Below are 17,155 nucleotides of genomic sequence, written 5' to 3'. Positions count from 1 at the left end.
TCATGGCGAAGTAGTCAGGATGTTTCGCAAAAGCTTGCGCCAAGCTTGCGACGACAAACTAGGCTAATTCCTACAGTGGCTTAGGTGGTTTTGCGTCGCACAATCAAGCCATTACCTGTGACATGGTCAGGAAATTTCGGTTACGAATTCGTTGTGCTTCGCAGTTTGTTGCGCTATACAGCCGGCTGCTCTTTGGGGCTGGACGGTGACGGAAGGGGGGCTCGTTGCAGGCCCGCGTACGTGGTTTCCGTCCAGAAGCGAAGTTGATCTTCTCTGAGCAGGGCCCCAGGGCTCGCAAGACCCACATCCCCGGTCCGCAATTGCTTGCGGATCATGCGTTGCAAACAAGTTGATGGGAGTACAACTCGTGAGTTATTTCGCTGCTTTCACCAAGCGGCCTGGGGGACGTTCGTCCCTGGCCCTGGCCGTTGCCCTTGCCCTGGCAAGCACCGGCGCCCTCGCTCAGTCCAACATCACCGGCTCGATCTTCGGTCAGGTTGCCGCCCAGGCTGGCAACACCGTTGAGATCAAGAACGTCGACACGGGCCTGACCCGTTCGACCACGATCGACGATGCTGGCCGCTACCGCTTCAGTTCGCTGCCGACCGGTCGCTACCAGGTCACCCTGAAGAACAACGGCTCCAACGTCAGCACCCGCGACAACGTGGAGCTGAGCATCGCCGGCGGTACCGAAGTCTCGTTCGGCGGCGCCTCTGCTGTCGCCGACAATGCGAAGAACCTGGACGGCGTCTCGGTGGTGGCTTCGGCCCTGCCGGCGATCGACGTGTCCTCGGTCGACACCCGCACCGTGCTGACCTCCGAGCAGCTGGCCAAGCTGCCGATCAGCCGTGACATCGGCGCTGCGGCGCTGCTGGCGCCGAGCGTGGTTGCCAACTCCAGCTACGGCGTGCCGAGCTTCGGTGGCGCGGCTTCGTCCGAGAACGCCTACTTCATCAACGGCTATGCCGTGACCAACCCGCTGACCTCGATCGGCTTCACCCAGCTGCCGTTCGACGCGATCGACCAGCAGCAGGTGCTGACCGGCGGTTACGGTGCCGAGTTCGGCCGCTCCACCGGCGGCGTGATCAACATCGTCACCAAGCGCGGCAGCAACCAGACCAAGGGTGGCATCTACTCCATCTGGGAACCGGAAGCGCTGCGCGCCAGCCCGCGCAATAACTACTTCCCGAAGACCGGCGCAGCCACCAACGCGGGCACCGACGGCACGCTGTACCAGTACCGCAACCGCAACCAGTACTGGAAGTCCACGATCGGCGCCTACCTGAGCGGCGCACTGATCAAGGATCGCCTGTTCTATTACATCGACGCGGAAGTGAACCGTCAGGAAGGCGCCAGCACCCTGTCGTTCTCCAACTCGGCGGCCTCGGCCTCGAAGATCGGCTATAGCGACTACAGCTACAAGATCCCGCGCTGGACGGCGAAGGTCGACTGGAACATCACCGACAACCACATCCTCGAGTTCACGGGTGTGTCGGACAAGACCGAGTACACCTCCGCCCGCTACGCCTACGACTACAAGTCGATGAGCCACGGCACCAACCAGACCGGCGGTGTGTACACCAAGGATGGCGGTGACCTGTATATCGCCAAGTACACCGGCTACATCACCGACGACCTGACCGTGTCGGCGCTGTACGGCACGCAGAAAATCGATCACGTCCAGACCAACTACGGCTACAACCCGAACTGCCCGTACATCTCGGTCGGCTCGAATGCCCAGGCTCCTGGCGTTGTGTACAACAGCTGCCAGACTGCGGTGACCTCGACCCTCCCGCTGGATGGCGCGAACGACAAGACCAAGGGCTGGCGCCTGGATATCGAGTACCGCATCGGTAACCACGACATCCGCTTCGGTTATGACGCGCAGAACGCCAAGTCGTTCACCGGCAAGGAGTACGCCGGCGGTTACGCGTGGGTGTATGGCAAGCAGACCGATCCCAACGCTGCGATCGACAAGGGTCTTGGTGTGATCGGTTCGCCGGCTGCGGCCGGTGGCCTCGGCACCAAGGGCTACTACGTTTACAAGGCCTACAACACGCAGCGTGCCGGCGTGGAAACCGACCAGGCGGCGCAGTTCATCGAAGACCGCTGGCAGGTGAGCGATCGCTGGTTGCTGTCGCTCGGCCTGCGCAACGAGCAGTTCACCAACTACAACAAGAACGGCGACGCTTACATCAAGCAGCGTCACCAGCTGGCGCCGCGCCTGGGCGCTTCGTGGGACGTGTTCGGCGATTCCTCGCTGAAGGTGTTCGCGAACGCAGGCCGCTACCACCTGGCCGTGCCGAACAACGCCGCTGTGCGCAGCGTGTCCGGTTCGCTGATCAGCAACCAGTACTTCACCTACACGGGTGTGGATCCGAATAGCGGCGTGCCGGTCGGTCTGAAGCCGATCGCCGTGGACCCGACCAGCTCGTTCATCTGCGCCAACACCGGCGGTGTGTCCTCCAACAAGGAGTGCGGCCAGGCTCCGGATCCGCGCACGGTGGCGGCCAAGGGTCTTCGCTCGCACTTCCAGGATGAGTACATCCTCGGCATGGAGCAGCAGATCAGCCCGAGCTTCAACTGGGGCGCGAAGCTGACCTACCGCAAGCTGATGAGCGCGATCGACGACACCTGCATCCAGGCGCTCGGCAACAAGTGCCTCACCTTCAATCCGGGCAAGGGCAACACCTTCATGGTGCCGCAGGCCGATGGCAGCCTGAAACAGGTGTACCTGAGCCAGAAGGATCTGAACCTGCCCGATCTGAAGCGCAAGTACTACGCTGTCGATCTGTTCGTCGAGCATCCGTTCGCCGACAAGTGGTACGGCAAGGTCGAGTACACCTTCTCGCGCAACTACGGCAACACCGAAGGTCAGCTGGCTTCCGACCTGGATACCGGTACGGGCGGTCAGACCGACGTGTCGCGTACGCAGGACTGGGATCTGCCGCAGCTGATGGTGGGTTCCAACGGCGTACTGCCGAACCACCGTGCGCATCAGATCAAGGCGTTCGGCTACTACCAGCTGACGCCCGAGTGGCGCACCGGTGCCACGCTGATTGCGGCTTCGGGTCGCCCGAAGAACTGCACCAGCTTCTATCCGACCGCTGACGCGGGTCTGTACAACAGCTCCACGTACTGGTTCTGCGGCCTGCCGGGCCAGGCTGGCTACGGGATCTCGCCGCGCGGTTCGCACGGCACGACGCCGTGGACCTACCAGCTGAACCTCAACGTGGCTTACACGCCGGGTTGGATGGACAACAAGCTGACGTTGCAGCTCGACGCGATCAACGTACTGAACCGCCAGACGGCGACGATGTACAACTACCGCTACGCGCTGAACCGCACCACGGTGAATCCGCTGTACGGTCGTGAGCTGAACTACACGGATCCGCGTTACTTCCGTATCACCGCCCGCTACGACTTCTAAGCGGGATGGACAAACCGGCGCCCGACGGCGTCGGTTCGTTCCGGCGAAGTAAAAAAAACCACCGGCGTCCGCCGGTGGTTTTTTTTCGGCCACTGGCGGGGCCGTGTGCCGGCTTCAGAACGCCACGTTCACCGTCAGCCGCGCCGACTGGTCGCGCGCGTCGCTGGCGAACTGACCGTGGTAGCCGAAGTCCACCGTCACTATATGGCTGAGCGGGAAGCGCAGGCCAAGGTCGAATACGGCGGCGTTGTCCGCCACCGGCACGCCATAAACGGTGAAATGGTCTGCGCCCGCGACGAAGCGTTGCTGGCGCTCCGGCACGCGGTCGCCCCAGGCGTGCTGATAACCCACACCGGCGTAGGCGTGCAGCCCGCCCGGTGCAAGCTCCATTGTCCCGCGCACACCGGCGATGGCGGCGGTGAGGTTGGACGAGCTCTTGTCGACGGCGAGCGCGGCGGGCGTGCCGCGTTCGGTGAACGCATCCGTGCGCACATGCACCTGGCTGAGGTTGAGGTAGGGCTCGACCGTGCCGCGGCCGAGCTGGAAGACATAGCTACCGTCGACGTAGGCCTGTGCAGTGTTGGCGTCGTAACTGGCTTGCGCCACGCCAGAGAACGGACCGAAGGCCATGCGGCGCGTGGTGTCGATCTTCTGCCAGGCATAAGCGACGCCGCCGCGCAGGCGCACGTTGCCCAGGTTCCAGCTCGCGTACAGGCCGGCGTAGTTGGCCTTGGCGTGCGCGTTGGAGCCGACCTCGTCCACGCGCAGGCTGTTCTGGCCATGGCCGACGACACCGCCAACGCGCAGCGCGTCGAATGCCGTATCCGCACCCACCAGCAGGCCGCTGCCATTCGCGCTCATGTCGTGCGCGTTGCCGTCGCTGTCGTGATCGCCCCAGTGGCCCCACAGTGAGCTCCACACCATGGTGCCGCTCCCCGTCACACCTTCGGCGTTCTGGCCGCCGTAGTTGGCGCCGAGCAGATGGTTGTTGATCGCGTCGCGTACGTAGTGGCTGTCGTCGAACAGCGCTGTCGTGGTGCTCGCGTGCATCTCGCCGGACAGCTGGTCAAAGGCGTGACGCGCGGTCGGCGCGTCGAGGCCGAGCAGGGCGTCGTATACCGGCGAGTTTGGGTCGAGATGGTCGAGCGCACCGGCAGTGTTCTTCTGGTTCTTGGTTTCAGCGACGCTTTCGAAGCTGATGTTGTTGCGCTGTAGCGAGAGGTTCACCGCGTTGGCGGTATAGCTGAGCACCGGCGTGAGGAACGTCAGATTGGCGCTGACTCCGCCGAACTGGCCAGTCACACCTTGCGCGGCGGTGAGGATGGTGTAGTCAGTACGCGGCGCGTAGTTCCCCGGCTGCGCCAGTACCAGCACACTGCCGCCGAGGATGGACGCGTTGCCACCAATGGCGATCCGGCTGCTCTGGCCGGTCGGTGTCGCCCCTATCTGGTAGCTGGACCCGTTGCGGAATACCGCGTTGCCCGTCACCGACAGCGTACCTGTGGTGTTGCCGGGCACGACCGTGCCGGAAAGATCGAGTGCGCCGATGGTGCCGATGCCGCCCAGCGTAGCGCCGCTGTTTACCGTCACCGCGCCGGCCAGCGTGGCGCCCGGATGGCTGTTGTCGCCGACGATCAGCGTGCCGGTAGCGACGGTGGCCGCGCCGGCGAACGGATTGGCATTATTGAAAGTGAGGCTGCCATTACCGGACTTCAGCAGCGAGCCGCTGCCCGATACCGAACCGTTGAAAACACCGTTAGTGTTCTGGTTGAAGATCAGCGAAGCGTTGTCGGTGATGTTGCCTTGCAGGCTCGTCGTATCGCCTTGCAAGGCGCCAGCGCTGATGGTGGTGCCGCCGCTGTAGCTGTTGGCACCGCCGAGTGTGAGCGTGCCCGTGCCGAGTTTGGTCAGTGAACCGGTGCCCGAAATGACGCCGCCGAGGGTTCCGTTCGTGCCCTGGTTGAAGATCAGCGAGGCGTTGTCGGTGATATTGCCCTGCAGGCTGGTGGTGTCGCCTTGCAGTGCGCCTGCACTGATCGTGGTACCGCCGCTGTAGCTGTTGGCGCCGCCGAGTGTGAGCGTGCCTGCGCCTAGCTTGGTCAGCGAACCGGTGCCTGAAATGACGCCGCCGAAGCTTCCGTTCGCGCCCTGGTTGAAGATCAGCGAGGCGTTGTCGGTGATGTTGCCCTGCAGGCTTGTCGTATCACCTTGCAAGGCACCGGCACTGATCGTGGTGCCGCCGCCGTAACTGTTGGCACCGCCGAGCGTGAGCGTACCGGTGCCAAGTTTGGTCAGCGAACCGGTGCCCGATATGACACCGCCGAAGGTTCCGTTCGTGCCCTGGTTGAAGATCAGCGAGGCGTTGTCGGTGATGTTGCCTTGCAGGCTCGTCGTGTCGCCTTGCAGCGCGCCTGCGCTGATAGTGGTGCCGCCGCTGTAGCTGTTGGCATCGCCGAGAGTGAGCGTACCGGTGCCAAGTTTGGTCAGCGAACCAGTGCCCGAGATGACACCGCCGAAGGTTCCGTTCGTGCCCTGGTTGAAGATCAGCGAAGCGTTGTCGGTGATGTTGCCCTGCAGGCTCGTCGTGTCGCCTTGCAGTGCACCGGCGCTGATGGTGGTGCCGCCGCTATAGCTGTTGGCACCATTGAGCGTGAGTGTGCCAGCGCCGAGCTTGGTCAGCGAACCGGTGCCCGAGATGGCGCCGCCGAACGTTCCAGTCGCGCCCTGGTTGAAGATCAGCGAGGCGTTGTCGGTGATGTTGCCTTGCAGGCTGGTGGTATCGCCTTGCAGGGTGCCAGCACTGATGGTGGTGCCGCCGCTGTAGCTGTTGGCACCCGTCAGCACCAGCGTGCCGGCGCCAAGTTTGGTCAGGCCACCGGTGCCGCCCAACGACTGGTTGACCGTGAACACGTTGGCGGCGTCCGCGATATCGAAGCCCGCGCCGGCCGCGCCCATGATGATCGCGCGACTGGTGGACTGGAACGCCGTGCCCGTTACGCGCAGCGTGCCACCTTCGAAATCCAGGCCGGCACTCGCCGCGCCGAGATTGGCGTCGGCGCTCACGGACAGCGTGCCCGCGCTGAGCATGCTGCCTTGTGTATAGGCATTGCTGCCGTTCAAAACCAACGTACCTGCGCCGGTCTTGTTGATGCCCAGCCCGGTCAGCGTGTTGTCGATGGTGGCGGTCCAGCCGGCGCTGGCCGCGCTGCCGTCGCCCACGCGGATCTCGCTGAGCGCGCCGGGCGTGGGCGCGACCAGCGCCAGCGTACCGCCGCTCAAGTGGTAGCCGTCGCTGGCGAACTGCATGCCCAGCGCGGTCACTGGCTGCGAGCCGCCTGGGCCATCGTCGACCGTCACCGTGCCCGCGGCGCCACCAAAGATGGCGAAAGCATCGGCAGGCTGGCGCGTGGATGTGATCGAACCCACCGCATCCGTCCAGTTGGCTTGCGGGACGGCCCAGGTGCCGCTGCCGCCGCCCATGGTGGCGTTGGTGGCCAGGCCATTGGCGTTCCAGAAGTTCAGAGCCATGCCGCTGGTGTTGATCAGGTTGACCTGCTTGCTCGCGGTGAGGTTCTGGATGGTGAAGCCCGACGGCGGTGTGATGCCGCCGTTGGTCTCGGTAAGCGTGCCGCCGTAGGTGAACAGGTTGTACAAGCCGGGGCCGAAACCGCCGGCGTCAATCGGATTCACCGCGGCGCCGTTGATGGTGAGGTTGCCGCCCACGGCGACGTTGTGGCCGATGCCCGGTGTGCTGAAGTTCGGTCCGGGCGCGCCGAACGAGAAGTCCAGCAGGCTGCCCTGGGCCAGCGTCAGGTCGCCGTTTACCGTGAGCGTGCCGGTGGGATTGCCGGGGGCAAGGTGGCCGCCGGCAAGGACCGAGGCGCTGCCGCCGATCGTGCCGAAGCCGCCCAGCGATGCGCCGCTCGCTACCGTAACGTCGCCGCCGACGGTCGCGCCCGTATGCGCCGCGTCGCCCACCATCAGGCTGCCGGCCTGTACCTGCGTCGCACCGGTATAGGTGTTTGCGCCATTGAGCACGAGCGCGTTAGCGGTATTGGTTAAACCGCCCGTGCCATCGATCGTGCCGTCGAAGCTGCCGCCGCCGCTGCCGGCCACGCTCAACGTATTGGCGCCGAGATGGATGGCGCCGCCGGTACCCACGAGTGCGCCAATAGTCTGGTTTCCCGCGGCGGTGATGTCGAACGTGCCGGCGGGCGCAAGCGTGAGCGACCCGCCTGCGCCAAGGCTGCCGCCCGCACCCAGCGCCAGCGTGCCGGATTGGATGCTGGTGCCGCCGGTATAGGTGTTGACGCCGGTCAGCATCTGCGTGCCGGTGCCGTTGATCACCACGCCGCCGCTGCCGGCGATCGCGCCGGCGAAGGTGTTGCTGCCCGAGGGCGCGAGCGTCAGTGCGTTAGCGCCGATGTTGACCGTGCCGCCGGTGCCCCCGAGTCCGCCGAGCGTCTGCGCACCGGCGGCCGATACGTCGAAGGTGCTGCCCACGGCAAGCGTGACCAGCCCTGCTGGCGCCAGCGATCCGCCGGCGCCCAGCGCCAGTGTGCCCGCATTGATGGTGGTGCCGCCGGCATAGGTGTTCGTGCCGCTGAGGGTCAGCGTGCCGCTACCTTGCTTCACGATGCCGCCGGCGCCGCTGATGGCTCCCGCGAAGACGCTGCTGGTGGCATCGCCGAGCGTGAGCGTGTTGACGCCCAGCACGACTTGGCTACCGGTGACACCCGAAAGCGCGCCGATCGTTCCGCCAGCGCCGGCGCTGCTGATATCGAAGATGCTGGTAGCACCATTCAGCGCGACCGCACCGGTGGGAGCGAGGCTGCCTCCACCGGTGATGGCCAGAGTACCGTTGTTGATCGCGGTGCCGCCGGTGTAAGTGTTCGCCCCCCCTAGCGAGAGCGTGCCGCCGCCCTGCTTGACGATGCCGCCCGTGCCGGTGATCGCGCCGAGGAAAGTCGTGTTGGTGTTGTCCCCCAGCGAGAGCGTATTCGCACCGAGCCTGAGCTGGGAGCTGGCACTGCCTGTCAGCGCACCGATGGTCTGGTTGGCGCCGGCACCGGACATGTCGAACGCGGCGTTGGCGCCCTGCAAGTTGAGGATGCCGGTGGGTGCCAGCGAGCCGTTCGTTCCAAGCGCGACGGTGCTGTTGGCTCCGATGATGGTGCCGCCGGTATACGTGTTGGCCGCGGTCAGGGTCAGCGTGCCGGTGCCGATGGTGGTGCGGTTCGTGGTCAGGGCACCGCTGCCGGACAGCACGCCCGATAGCGTGAAGTTGTTGTCGACCTGGGCGGTGAGACCGCCGGCATTCAGTGTGATCGCCTTGCTCAGCGTCGAACCGTTTGTGCTCGCGCCGATCGCGCCGCCGTTGGCGGTAATCGGCGCGCTGCCGAAATTGGCGTCGCTGTCGAAGTTGGCCAGGCCGCCGTTGAGCGTGGCGTCGCCACTGACCAGGGCGCCCTGCAGGTTCCAGGTGCCACTGTTTACCGTCAGGTGCTGGAAGTTGATGTAGGTGCCGGCGGAGGCGCCGGTCACGGGACCGCCAGTGCCCGAGCCTGGGCCGGAGAGCACGTTCTGCAGCACCAGCGTGTTATTTCCGCCTGCGCCGCCGTCGATCTGCCCGGTCGGTGCGAAGCTGAGGTTGATGCCCAGCACGCCGAGCAGGTTCAGCCCGAGGCTGCCGCCATTGTTGACGTTCGAACCCGACACCGCGGTGAAGGTGTTCGTGCTGTTGGTGCCCATCGACACACTGCCGCTGATCGTGCCTGCGTTGATGAAACGGTTACCGGCGGCAGAAGATTCCAACGCGGTGCGGCCGCTGATCGTGCCGGTATTGGTGAAGCTGACCTGGGCGCCGCCATAAGCAGCGATCACGGGAGCATCCGCCGGTAGCAGGGAGACGCCAAGCAGGGCGGACGAGCCGATGGTGCCGGAGTTGGCGATCGTGGTCGTGCCGCCCGCGCCGTTGCGTACCGACAGCGCCATGCCGGTGAGGTCGGAGAGATTCAAACCCAGCAGGCCGGTGGTGCCTTTCATGGTGCCCTGGTTGTCGACGATCACGGTGCTGCCAGGGATCGCGCTGCCGAGATTCGGATTGCCGATCACCGTGCCGGAGGAGAGCAGGCTGAGCAGTCCGAGCAGGGAGGGATCGATGGTGCCGCTGTTGTTGAGCGTCGTGCCGTTGCCGGTGAGCGACATGGCCGTGCCGCCGAGGCCGAGCAGCACACCGGTGGAGGCGCCGGATTGGACGTTGACGGTGAGGTTGTCGGCGCTCGCGGCGTAGGAGGGAGCAAGCGGGTTCGCGGCTCCCGTGCAGGTCACGGTCGCTCCATTGGTTGGATTGACAGGCGTACAGCTGGCCATCGCCGACTCGATCGGGATGGCGCATGCAGCCAGGCAGGCCAGCACGAGCAGGCGGCGTGCCAACAGCGGTTGCATAGCCTTTGCCGGAGTCGAGATCCCGCCGTGCGCGCGAGTCAGTTCGGAAGCGACCTGAAGCACGCGCAGGGCGCGGTTCCAGACGAGCCGGTAAGTGCGATTCATGTTGTACCCCCTGATATGAAGACCGGTGCCGGGCGGCTTCGCTGCGTGTGTCGCGGCTCTCCTATGAGCCGCGGTGGTGCAGGTTGCGTAGGCGCGTGACGTGGCCGGATTGGCCGGTGTCGATGCGGATACGCAGAAAAGGGAGAGCGGAGCCAGTCCGCCGTATATCGCTATGGCGACTCAGCAGTTGGACGCCGCGGCGTGCGGCGATAAGGCGCGGGTGCGATCCTTTGGGCGATAACCATCTGACACCTCCTGTGCAATGGAAAGGAAACGCGCCTGGCGCGTGCGTATAAAGTCCGGGCGTGACGATTCGCGATCGGCCGAATGCGGCAACGGTGGGAACCTTCGGACTGGTTTGACCTGCGAACAACGACGGACTTCGGCAGTCATCACACCCCCCGTGTGGACAGCGATGTCGAGTTCGAATCGGGCGGTGGCGCTAGCCCTTATCGCCCTTCGGCTTGGCATGGTTACGACTTCTCTAAGTCGTGAAACGCGATGCGCAGCGGATTCTAGGTGGGCAAAGTGTCAATGGGCAGTGAAAAAGACCTGCCCAAAAAAAACGGGGCGCCGCTGGCGCCCCGTTTTTTTGTTGCCTAGTTTTTGCTGCGGATCACTTCAGCTCGGTCTGGCTGGTAAACACCATGCCGGCATTTTCCACATGCATTTCGCCGTCGATGGTTTTGATGCGCTCGGCCTGCTGGCGCATCGTTTCGAACTGCGCCTTGGAGCGCTCGGCGGCGGCCTTGCGGGTGGCAGCTGCGTCGTCGCCGTCCTCGCTGCCTTCCTCGTGACCCATCGAGTTGGCCAGTTCGGCGATGCGCTCGGACTTCTGTTCCATAGCCTTGATCCAGGCCAGGTACATATCGCCGTTGAGATGCAGGCGGGTCATGCGGCCGGCGTCGCCAGGAGCTGCCTTCAGCACCTCGCCGAGCTTGGCATCTTCACCCTGGCCGATGGCAAGGGCGAGTGCCTTGTCGCTCATCGCCACCGACACGGGCTGGCCCAGCGCAGCGGTCATTTCCTGCGGCAACGCCACCGGCTTGCCATCCTGTGCCAGCTTGAGCTGGGCGAGTGCCGGCGAAGCCAGACGGCCCATGGCGAGCAGGGCGGCGGGATTGCTGCTGCCGATCACTACGCGGCCGGTGAACTTGGGCGTGGTGCCCTCGCTACCCGCATCGAAGCTGTCCAGCGCCACGCGCAGGCCGAGCAGATCGCCGAACGGCGGCATAGCGGCCTGCTGCGACACCTGGCCCAGCTTGGCAAAGGTATCGTTGAGATCGAGCATGGCCGGGCAGCTGAAAGGCTTGGCGGCGACGGCATCGGCCTGTGCGCCCCAGAAGGTGCGCAGCTGAGTCACTGGCAAAGCCAGGCTGAGATCGAACGGGGCATTGCCTGCGGCGCCGAGGCCGGGCAGTTCTACCTTCACGCCCGAGAAGGCTTTGGTGATGTCATCGGCGAGCGCCACGTCCCAGCGCAGGTCCTGATGCTTGGCGTCGAGCTTGGTGTAGCCAAAGCTCATCGACGGCACGCGCGAAGCGATACGCGCGGCATCGGTTTCGCAGCTCGGCGGGATCTGCAGGCGGTTCGCCACCGGCTCGCCGGTCTTGGCGGACTCGGCTTCGGCATGTGCTTTGAACACGGCGCTGAAGAACGGATCCTTGCCGCCCGCGGCGAGCGGCAGTGCGCGGGTCAGGTCGAGCTGGCCAATGGCCCACGGCTGGTAGCCCTTGTCCTTGGCCAACTTCTCCAGACGATCGTCGTCCTGAATGCTCTTGGCCGGACGATCCATGCCCAGCGCTTGACGCAGCATCGGCTGCACCGCATCAGCCGGCAGCACAGCAGCCACCGCCTGCTTGCCGACCACGGCGATGATCACCTGGGTGCCGGCTTCGGCGACGACGTGTTTGCGGTAACTCTGGCCGTCCACGGTGGCGGTATCGAATTTCTTGCCGTAGGCGGTTTCGAGGCGGCCGATGAAGGCGTCGAATGCCTTCGCATCGTTCAGTTCGAAGCGCAGCACCGGGGCCAGGCCGAGGCCGTAGAAGGCGGAGCGTCCTTTGACGTTGAGGCCGGCGTTCTGCGCGAAGGTCTCGATGCTCTTGCCATCCAGCTCGGCGATGATCGCCTTGAGCAGGTTGGCCGTATCGGCGTCCTTCGCGGCCATTTCCTCGGCGGTCGACTTCAGCTGTGCGAGCTGCGCGGGCAGTTGTGCGTCGGCCTGTGCGAGCAGGGCCTTGCGGGTGTCGTCATCCAGTACGTCCAGATTGGCTACGACGTACGGCGTGTCCGCCGGTACGAAAGCCAGGGGGGCATCCTTGTCCTTGTGGCCGCAGGCCGCCAGCAGCACGCCGGCGACGGCCAGCGCAAGGTAGCGCTTTGTCGATCGCATGTTGATTCCCTGAAGTGGTGTGGTGTTGCGGGGGGAATTATGCCTGTTTCGGTGTTGCGCTGCGGCGTGAGAGGGCGTTTCTGCGACATCGCTTCCTACTTCGTCATCCCTGCGTAGGCAGGAGGCGCTTCACAACAGCGAAGCTGGTCATCCAGTAGTGATGCGCTTCGATGTTCGCGTTGTCGCGACCGGGCGCGCCTGCGGCGGGGTTTCGTCTCGCTGCCGCGAGCCGAGTTACTTTTCTCTGCTTGCCCAGAGAAAAGTAACCAAAAGAGAGGGCACCCCTCTTGCGCGCCCTCCGGCTACGCCTACGGGTCCGTGAGGCTTGGCCGGGCTTTTCGACACGACGTCCCTGTCGTGTCGAAAAGGCATCGACGTCCTGTCGATGCCCCCTTCGGGGCCTGATCGTCCAACCCTCACCGCTCCACAGGGGACCCCAAGATCAAGAGCAAACGGCTCGCTTGCGCATCGCTTTTGCTCCCTCCCCATGCTTGCAGGGGAGGGTTGGGGAGGGGTGTGGGTGCTCGGGATATTGCTGCTACGTAGAGAGTTGTTGCTTTAAACCCGCCATGCCGGCCTTAGCGCGCCAGCATTTCCCCAAGAACAGCCATCCGTACGAACACCCCGTTGCCGACTTGCTCAAGAATTCGCGACTGCGCGCCGTCGGCGACTTCGGAGGCGATTTCGATGCCGCGGTTGATGGGGCCGGGGTGCATGACGAGGCAGCCTTTGGCGGCGAGGGCCAGGCGGCGTTTGTCGAGGCCGAAGCGTTGGAAGTAGGCGGCTTCGTCGGGCAGGTCGGTGGCGGCCATGCGCTCTTTTTGCAGGCGAAGCATGATGATGGCGTCGGCGCCTTCGATGGCCTGGTCGAAGTCGGTGAAGCGCTGGCAGTGGGGGAGTTCGGTGTCGGCGGGCATCAGTGCGGCGGGACCGCACAGGCGGATGTTCTTGGTGCCGAGGGCGGACAGTGCGTGGACGTCGGAGCGTGCGACGCGGGAGTGTTTCACGTCGCCGCAGATGGTGACGGTGAGGTTTTCGAAATCGGGGCGATGCTGGCGGATGGTGAGCGCGTCGAGCAGGCCCTGGGTGGGGTGCGCGCGGTTGCCGTCGCCGGCGTTGATCACCGAGACGCCGCTCATCGCGTGGCGCACCAGTTCGTCGGGGGTGCCGGAGGTTTTGTGGCGCACCACGATGGCGTCGAGGTGCATGGCTTCCAGCGTGTGCAGCGTGTCGTACAGCTCTTCGCCCTTGCTGGTGGAAGAAAAGCCGATATCGAAGTTGATGACGTCGGCGCCTAGGCGGCGCGCGGCCAGTTCAAACGACGTGCGCGTGCGCGTGGAGGGCTCGAAGAACAGATTGAGGATGGTGCGCCCGGCCAGCAGATCCAGCTTGCGTGTGCCATGAGCGCAGGCGTCGCGCATGGAAACCGCGCGGTCGAGCAGGCGTTCGATAGTGGCGCGCGGCAGGTTTTCGAGCGTGGTCAGGTGGCGCAGGCGTAGGCTCATGGCGGTGGGTGTCGACTCAGGGTGAGGTGGCGTCGTGGGTGACGGGCGCAGTGGGTTGGGCCAGCCAGCGTTCGAGGATCACGGCGGCGGCTTCGGCGTCGATGGTGGCGGCGTCGCTGCGTTTCTTCAGGCCGGCGGCGCGTGCCTGGGCGAAACGTTGGGCGGCCTCCTGCGAGCTGTGGCGTTCGTCGATCAGGGCCACCGGCAGGCGATAGCGTTCGTGCAGTCGTTCGGCGAGACGGCGGGCACCGCGGCTGGCGGCTTGTTCTTCGCCATCGAGCGTCAGCGGCAGGCCGATCACCAGGGTGTCAGGTAGCCACTCCTGGCGGAGTGCATCGAGCTTGGGCCAGTCGGGTTCGCCGTTGCGTACGGGAATGGCGGCAAGCGCGCGGGCGAGGCCGGTGAACCGGTTGCCGACCGCGACGCCGAGCAGACGGCTGCCGTAGTCGAAACCGAGCACACAGCTCATGCGTGACCCGCGTAGCCGGGCAGCTGCAGCGGATCCACGCCGACCAGGCCGGCGGCGGCGCTCCAGCGTTCTTCCAGCGGGGTGTGGAACACCACGCGTTCGTTCGCCTCGACCGTGAGCCAGGTGTTGTCTTTCAGCTCCTGCTCGAGCTGGCCGGCGCTCCAGCCGGCGTAACCCAGCGCCATCATGGCCTGGCGCGGGCCTTCGCCAGCGGCCATGGCGACCAGGATGTCGCGCGACGTGGTGACCGACCAATCGTTGTTGATGCGGTAGCTCGATTCCCAATGACCCGGCTCGCGATGCAGCACGAAGCCGCGCTCCTGCTGCACGGGGCCGCCGATCAGCACGGGCAGATCAGCCACTTCGGGGTCTTCGCATTCCAGCTTCATCTGCGCCAGCACATCGCCCAGGCGGTATTCGGACAGCTGGTTTACCAGCAGGCCTACCGCACCGTCTTCATCGTGTTGGCAGATAAAGGCCACGCCGCGCGAGAACGGCGGTTCGGCCAGGCTGGGCATGGCAATCAGGAAATGGCCGGCAAGCGACTGGGGCTGGGGAACGCTCATACGCGCATTGTAAGCGCTGCATGCTAGATGCGTGTGATGGGGTGGGAAACGGGAAGCAGGAACAAGAAACAAAAGACGCGAAACGTGCAGTGCGTCGAAGCTCCAGCCGTTCCCCGTTCCCCGTTCCCCGTTCCCCGTTCCTTACCGCGTATGCAGCACGTTGTTCGGCTGGAACTGCCAGGTGCGCGTGATGTGCAGCTCGTCCACGCGCTCGCCGCCGGTGGGCAGCGGCGGGAAAGGAGCGGCCAGGCGCACGATGCGCTCGGCGGCTTTGTCGAGCAGTTGATGGCCAGAGCTGTTGATGACTTCGATGCTCAGCACCTTGCCGTCGCGGCCGACGGTGACGGTGAGCAACACGTCACCGTGTAACTGCTGGCGTCGGGCAGCGTCGGGGTAGTTCAGGTTGCCGACGCGCTCGATCCGGTCCACCCAGCCGCGCATGTAGGCCGCATAGGCGTATTCGCGGGTGGAGGAGGAGATGAACTTCTTCTTCGGGCGCTTGGCATAAGCCTCCTGCAACTGGCGTCGCTCGGCAGCCAGTTGGGCGGCTTCCAGGCGTGCGCGATCGGCGTCGGAGGTAGGCAGGTCGCTGTCGGTCTTCTGCGGATGCGCGCTGTCGGAGTTCACGCTGAAACGGCTGTTGCCAGTGGTGGTCAGCAGCTTGGCGTCGGTGGCGTCCTGCGGCTTGGTCGCGGTCGCTTCCTGAGCCTGGGCGGCAACACCGGGCTCGGGCTTGGGCATCGGGCCAGAGAATGGCTGCGAGGGGCGGGCGGCCTTGTCGCTCTCGCCGCCACCACGGTTATTGGCCTGGGCCAGGAAATCGGCCTTGTCCGGCGCCTCGCGGTTGGCCACATCGACCAGGGTCACATCCAGCGTGGGCAGGCTCGGCTTGGGTTTCACGTAGCCGAAGGTGATGCCCAGCACCAGCACGCCGTGCAGCAACAGCGAAAACAGCAGGGTGGCGCCGATCAGGTCGGCGCCTGTGGTGCGAGGGGCGGGGGAACTCAAGCGGCGCGGTTTCCGGAGGTGATGTGCTCGATAACGTCGAACAACTGGCCGGCAATATTAAGCCCGAATTGTTTGTCCAGTTCGCGTGCGCACGTCGGTGATGTGACGTTGATCTCGGTGAGGTAGTCGCCGATCACGTCCAGCCCCACGAACAGCAGGCCGCGGCGACGCAGCTCCGGCGCGACCTGGGAGACGATCCAGCGGTCGCGGTCCGACAGCGGCACGCCTTCACCACGCCCGCCGGCGGCCAGGTTGCCGCGGAACTCGTTGCCCTGCGGGATGCGCGCCAGCGCATAGGGCACGGGTTCGCCATCCACGATCAGGATGCGCTTGTCGCCCGCGCTGATCTGCGGGATGTACTTCTGCGCCATCACCATGTGCCGGCCTTCGCCATGCGGGCCACCGGCCAGCAGGGTTTCCAGCATCGAGTTCAGGTTGGTGTCGCCGGTCTTGACGCGGAAGATGCCGCGCCCACCCATGCCATCCAGCGGCTTGAGCACCACCTCGCCGTGCTCTGCGGCGAAGCGGCGGAGCTCAGCCGCTTCGCGCGACACCAGGGTGGGCGCCATGCACTGCGGGAAGCTCATCGCGTACAACTTCTCGTTGCAGTCGCGCAGCGCCTGCGGGTCGTTGATCACCTTCACACCCGCGCGCTGGGCCAGCTCCAGCACCATGGTGTCGTAGATGAATTGCGAATCCACGGGCGGATCCTTGCGCATCAGCACCACGTCCATCCCGGTCAGCTCCTGCCAGCGCGCCTCGCCCAGGCTGTACCAGCCGGACGGGTCTTCCTTCACTTGCAGCGGTGCCAGCCGCGCCCAGGCCTTGCCGTCGCGGACGGCAAGGTCGCCCTGCTCCATGTAGAACAGCGCGTGCCCGCGGCGCTGGGCTTCCAGCAGCATGGCAAAGGTGGTGTCCTTGGCGATCTTGATGGCGCCGATGGGGTCCATCAGCACGGCGACCGAGAGGGCCATCGTCATTCTCCGGTAGTGGGAGCCCCGTAAGTTGGTGCGGCTGGAAAGCACGCAAGGGCAATACGCGATGTTCGCCGACACGGTCGTCGGGCAGCAAGGCGCACATGACACGTCACGTCGCAAATAGGTGACGTAGAGCGTTACTTATGCGCATTTAACTTGACGTCACGACAGTCAGGCGGTAAACAGCAACGGACAAGCGCCCGCCAAACGAGCGGTCGCTACGGGTGGGCATTTTTTTTGCAAGAATCTTTAT

The 17,155-nt window shown here is 65.0% G+C and carries 7 protein-coding genes and 1 pseudogene; 1 reads left to right on the top strand and 7 read right to left on the bottom strand.

Annotated elements, in window-relative coordinates:
- Window positions 1–367: 367 nt before the first annotated feature.
- On the top strand, window positions 368–3,430 hold the full coding sequence (locus tag ISS97_RS13595; RefSeq protein ID WP_379984041.1) for a TonB-dependent receptor: 3,063 nt from the start codon (window positions 368–370) through the stop codon (window positions 3,428–3,430).
- A 114-nt stretch (window positions 3,431–3,544) separates the two neighbouring features.
- Here the strand turns inward: ISS97_RS13595 and ISS97_RS13590 are convergent.
- From ISS97_RS13590 to gshB, 7 genes and pseudogenes are all read right to left on the bottom strand, one after another.
- Window positions 3,545–9,970 (bottom strand): annotated as a pseudogene (locus ISS97_RS13590) (autotransporter-associated beta strand repeat-containing protein); the annotation flags it as partial.
- Window positions 9,971–10,598: 628 nt separating this feature from the next.
- Window positions 10,599–12,377, bottom strand: coding sequence for a hypothetical protein (locus ISS97_RS13585; RefSeq protein ID WP_379984039.1), 1,779 nt, complete (start codon window positions 12,375–12,377; stop codon window positions 10,599–10,601).
- A gap of 578 nt (window positions 12,378–12,955) precedes the next feature.
- Window positions 12,956–13,882, bottom strand: a complete 927-nt coding sequence (locus tag ISS97_RS13580) for an aspartate carbamoyltransferase catalytic subunit (RefSeq protein WP_379984038.1) — start codon at window positions 13,880–13,882, stop codon at window positions 12,956–12,958.
- Window positions 13,883–13,898: 16 nt separating this feature from the next.
- On the bottom strand, window positions 13,899–14,351 hold the full coding sequence (gene ruvX, locus ISS97_RS13575; RefSeq protein WP_379984037.1) for a Holliday junction resolvase RuvX: 453 nt from the start codon (window positions 14,349–14,351) through the stop codon (window positions 13,899–13,901).
- Window positions 14,348–14,917 carry a YqgE/AlgH family protein gene (locus tag ISS97_RS13570; RefSeq protein WP_379984036.1) on the bottom strand — a complete coding sequence of 190 codons (570 nt, stop codon included), beginning with the start codon at window positions 14,915–14,917 and terminating at the stop codon, window positions 14,348–14,350. The genes ruvX and ISS97_RS13570 overlap by 4 nt, the downstream gene beginning before the upstream one ends.
- A gap of 141 nt (window positions 14,918–15,058) precedes the next feature.
- Window positions 15,059–15,925 (bottom strand): energy transducer TonB, encoded by an 867-nt coding sequence (locus ISS97_RS13565; RefSeq protein ID WP_379984035.1) that lies wholly within the window; start codon window positions 15,923–15,925, stop codon window positions 15,059–15,061.
- A complete protein-coding gene (gshB, locus tag ISS97_RS13560; protein ID WP_379984034.1) occupies window positions 15,922–16,899 on the bottom strand; it encodes a glutathione synthase in 978 nt (325 codons plus the stop codon). Before gshB ends, ISS97_RS13565 begins: the two co-directional genes overlap by 4 nt.
- Between the last annotated feature and the right edge of the window lie 256 nt (window positions 16,900–17,155).

The organism is Dyella koreensis, from assembly GCF_044904565.1.
In the GTDB taxonomy this organism is placed as follows: Bacteria; Pseudomonadota; Gammaproteobacteria; order Xanthomonadales; family Rhodanobacteraceae; genus Dyella_D; species Dyella_D koreensis.
Note: the sequence above shows the minus strand (reverse complement) of the source record. Positions and strands in the feature narration are given on the sequence as shown.

Bases quoted from the DNA above. Each gene is read 5' to 3' on its own strand.
- ruvX (WP_379984037.1), bottom strand. From the start codon at position 14,351: ATGAGCTGTGTGCTCGGTTTCGACTACGGCAGCCGTCTGCTCGGCGTC.
- ISS97_RS13585 (WP_379984039.1), bottom strand. From the start codon at position 12,377: ATGCGATCGACAAAGCGCTACCTTGCGCTGGCCGTCGCCGGCGTGCTG.
- gshB (WP_379984034.1), bottom strand. From the start codon at position 16,899: ATGGCCCTCTCGGTCGCCGTGCTGATGGACCCCATCGGCGCCATCAAG.
- ISS97_RS13570 (WP_379984036.1), bottom strand. From the start codon at position 14,917: ATGAGCGTTCCCCAGCCCCAGTCGCTTGCCGGCCATTTCCTGATTGCC.
- ISS97_RS13580 (WP_379984038.1), bottom strand. From the start codon at position 13,882: ATGAGCCTACGCCTGCGCCACCTGACCACGCTCGAAAACCTGCCGCGC.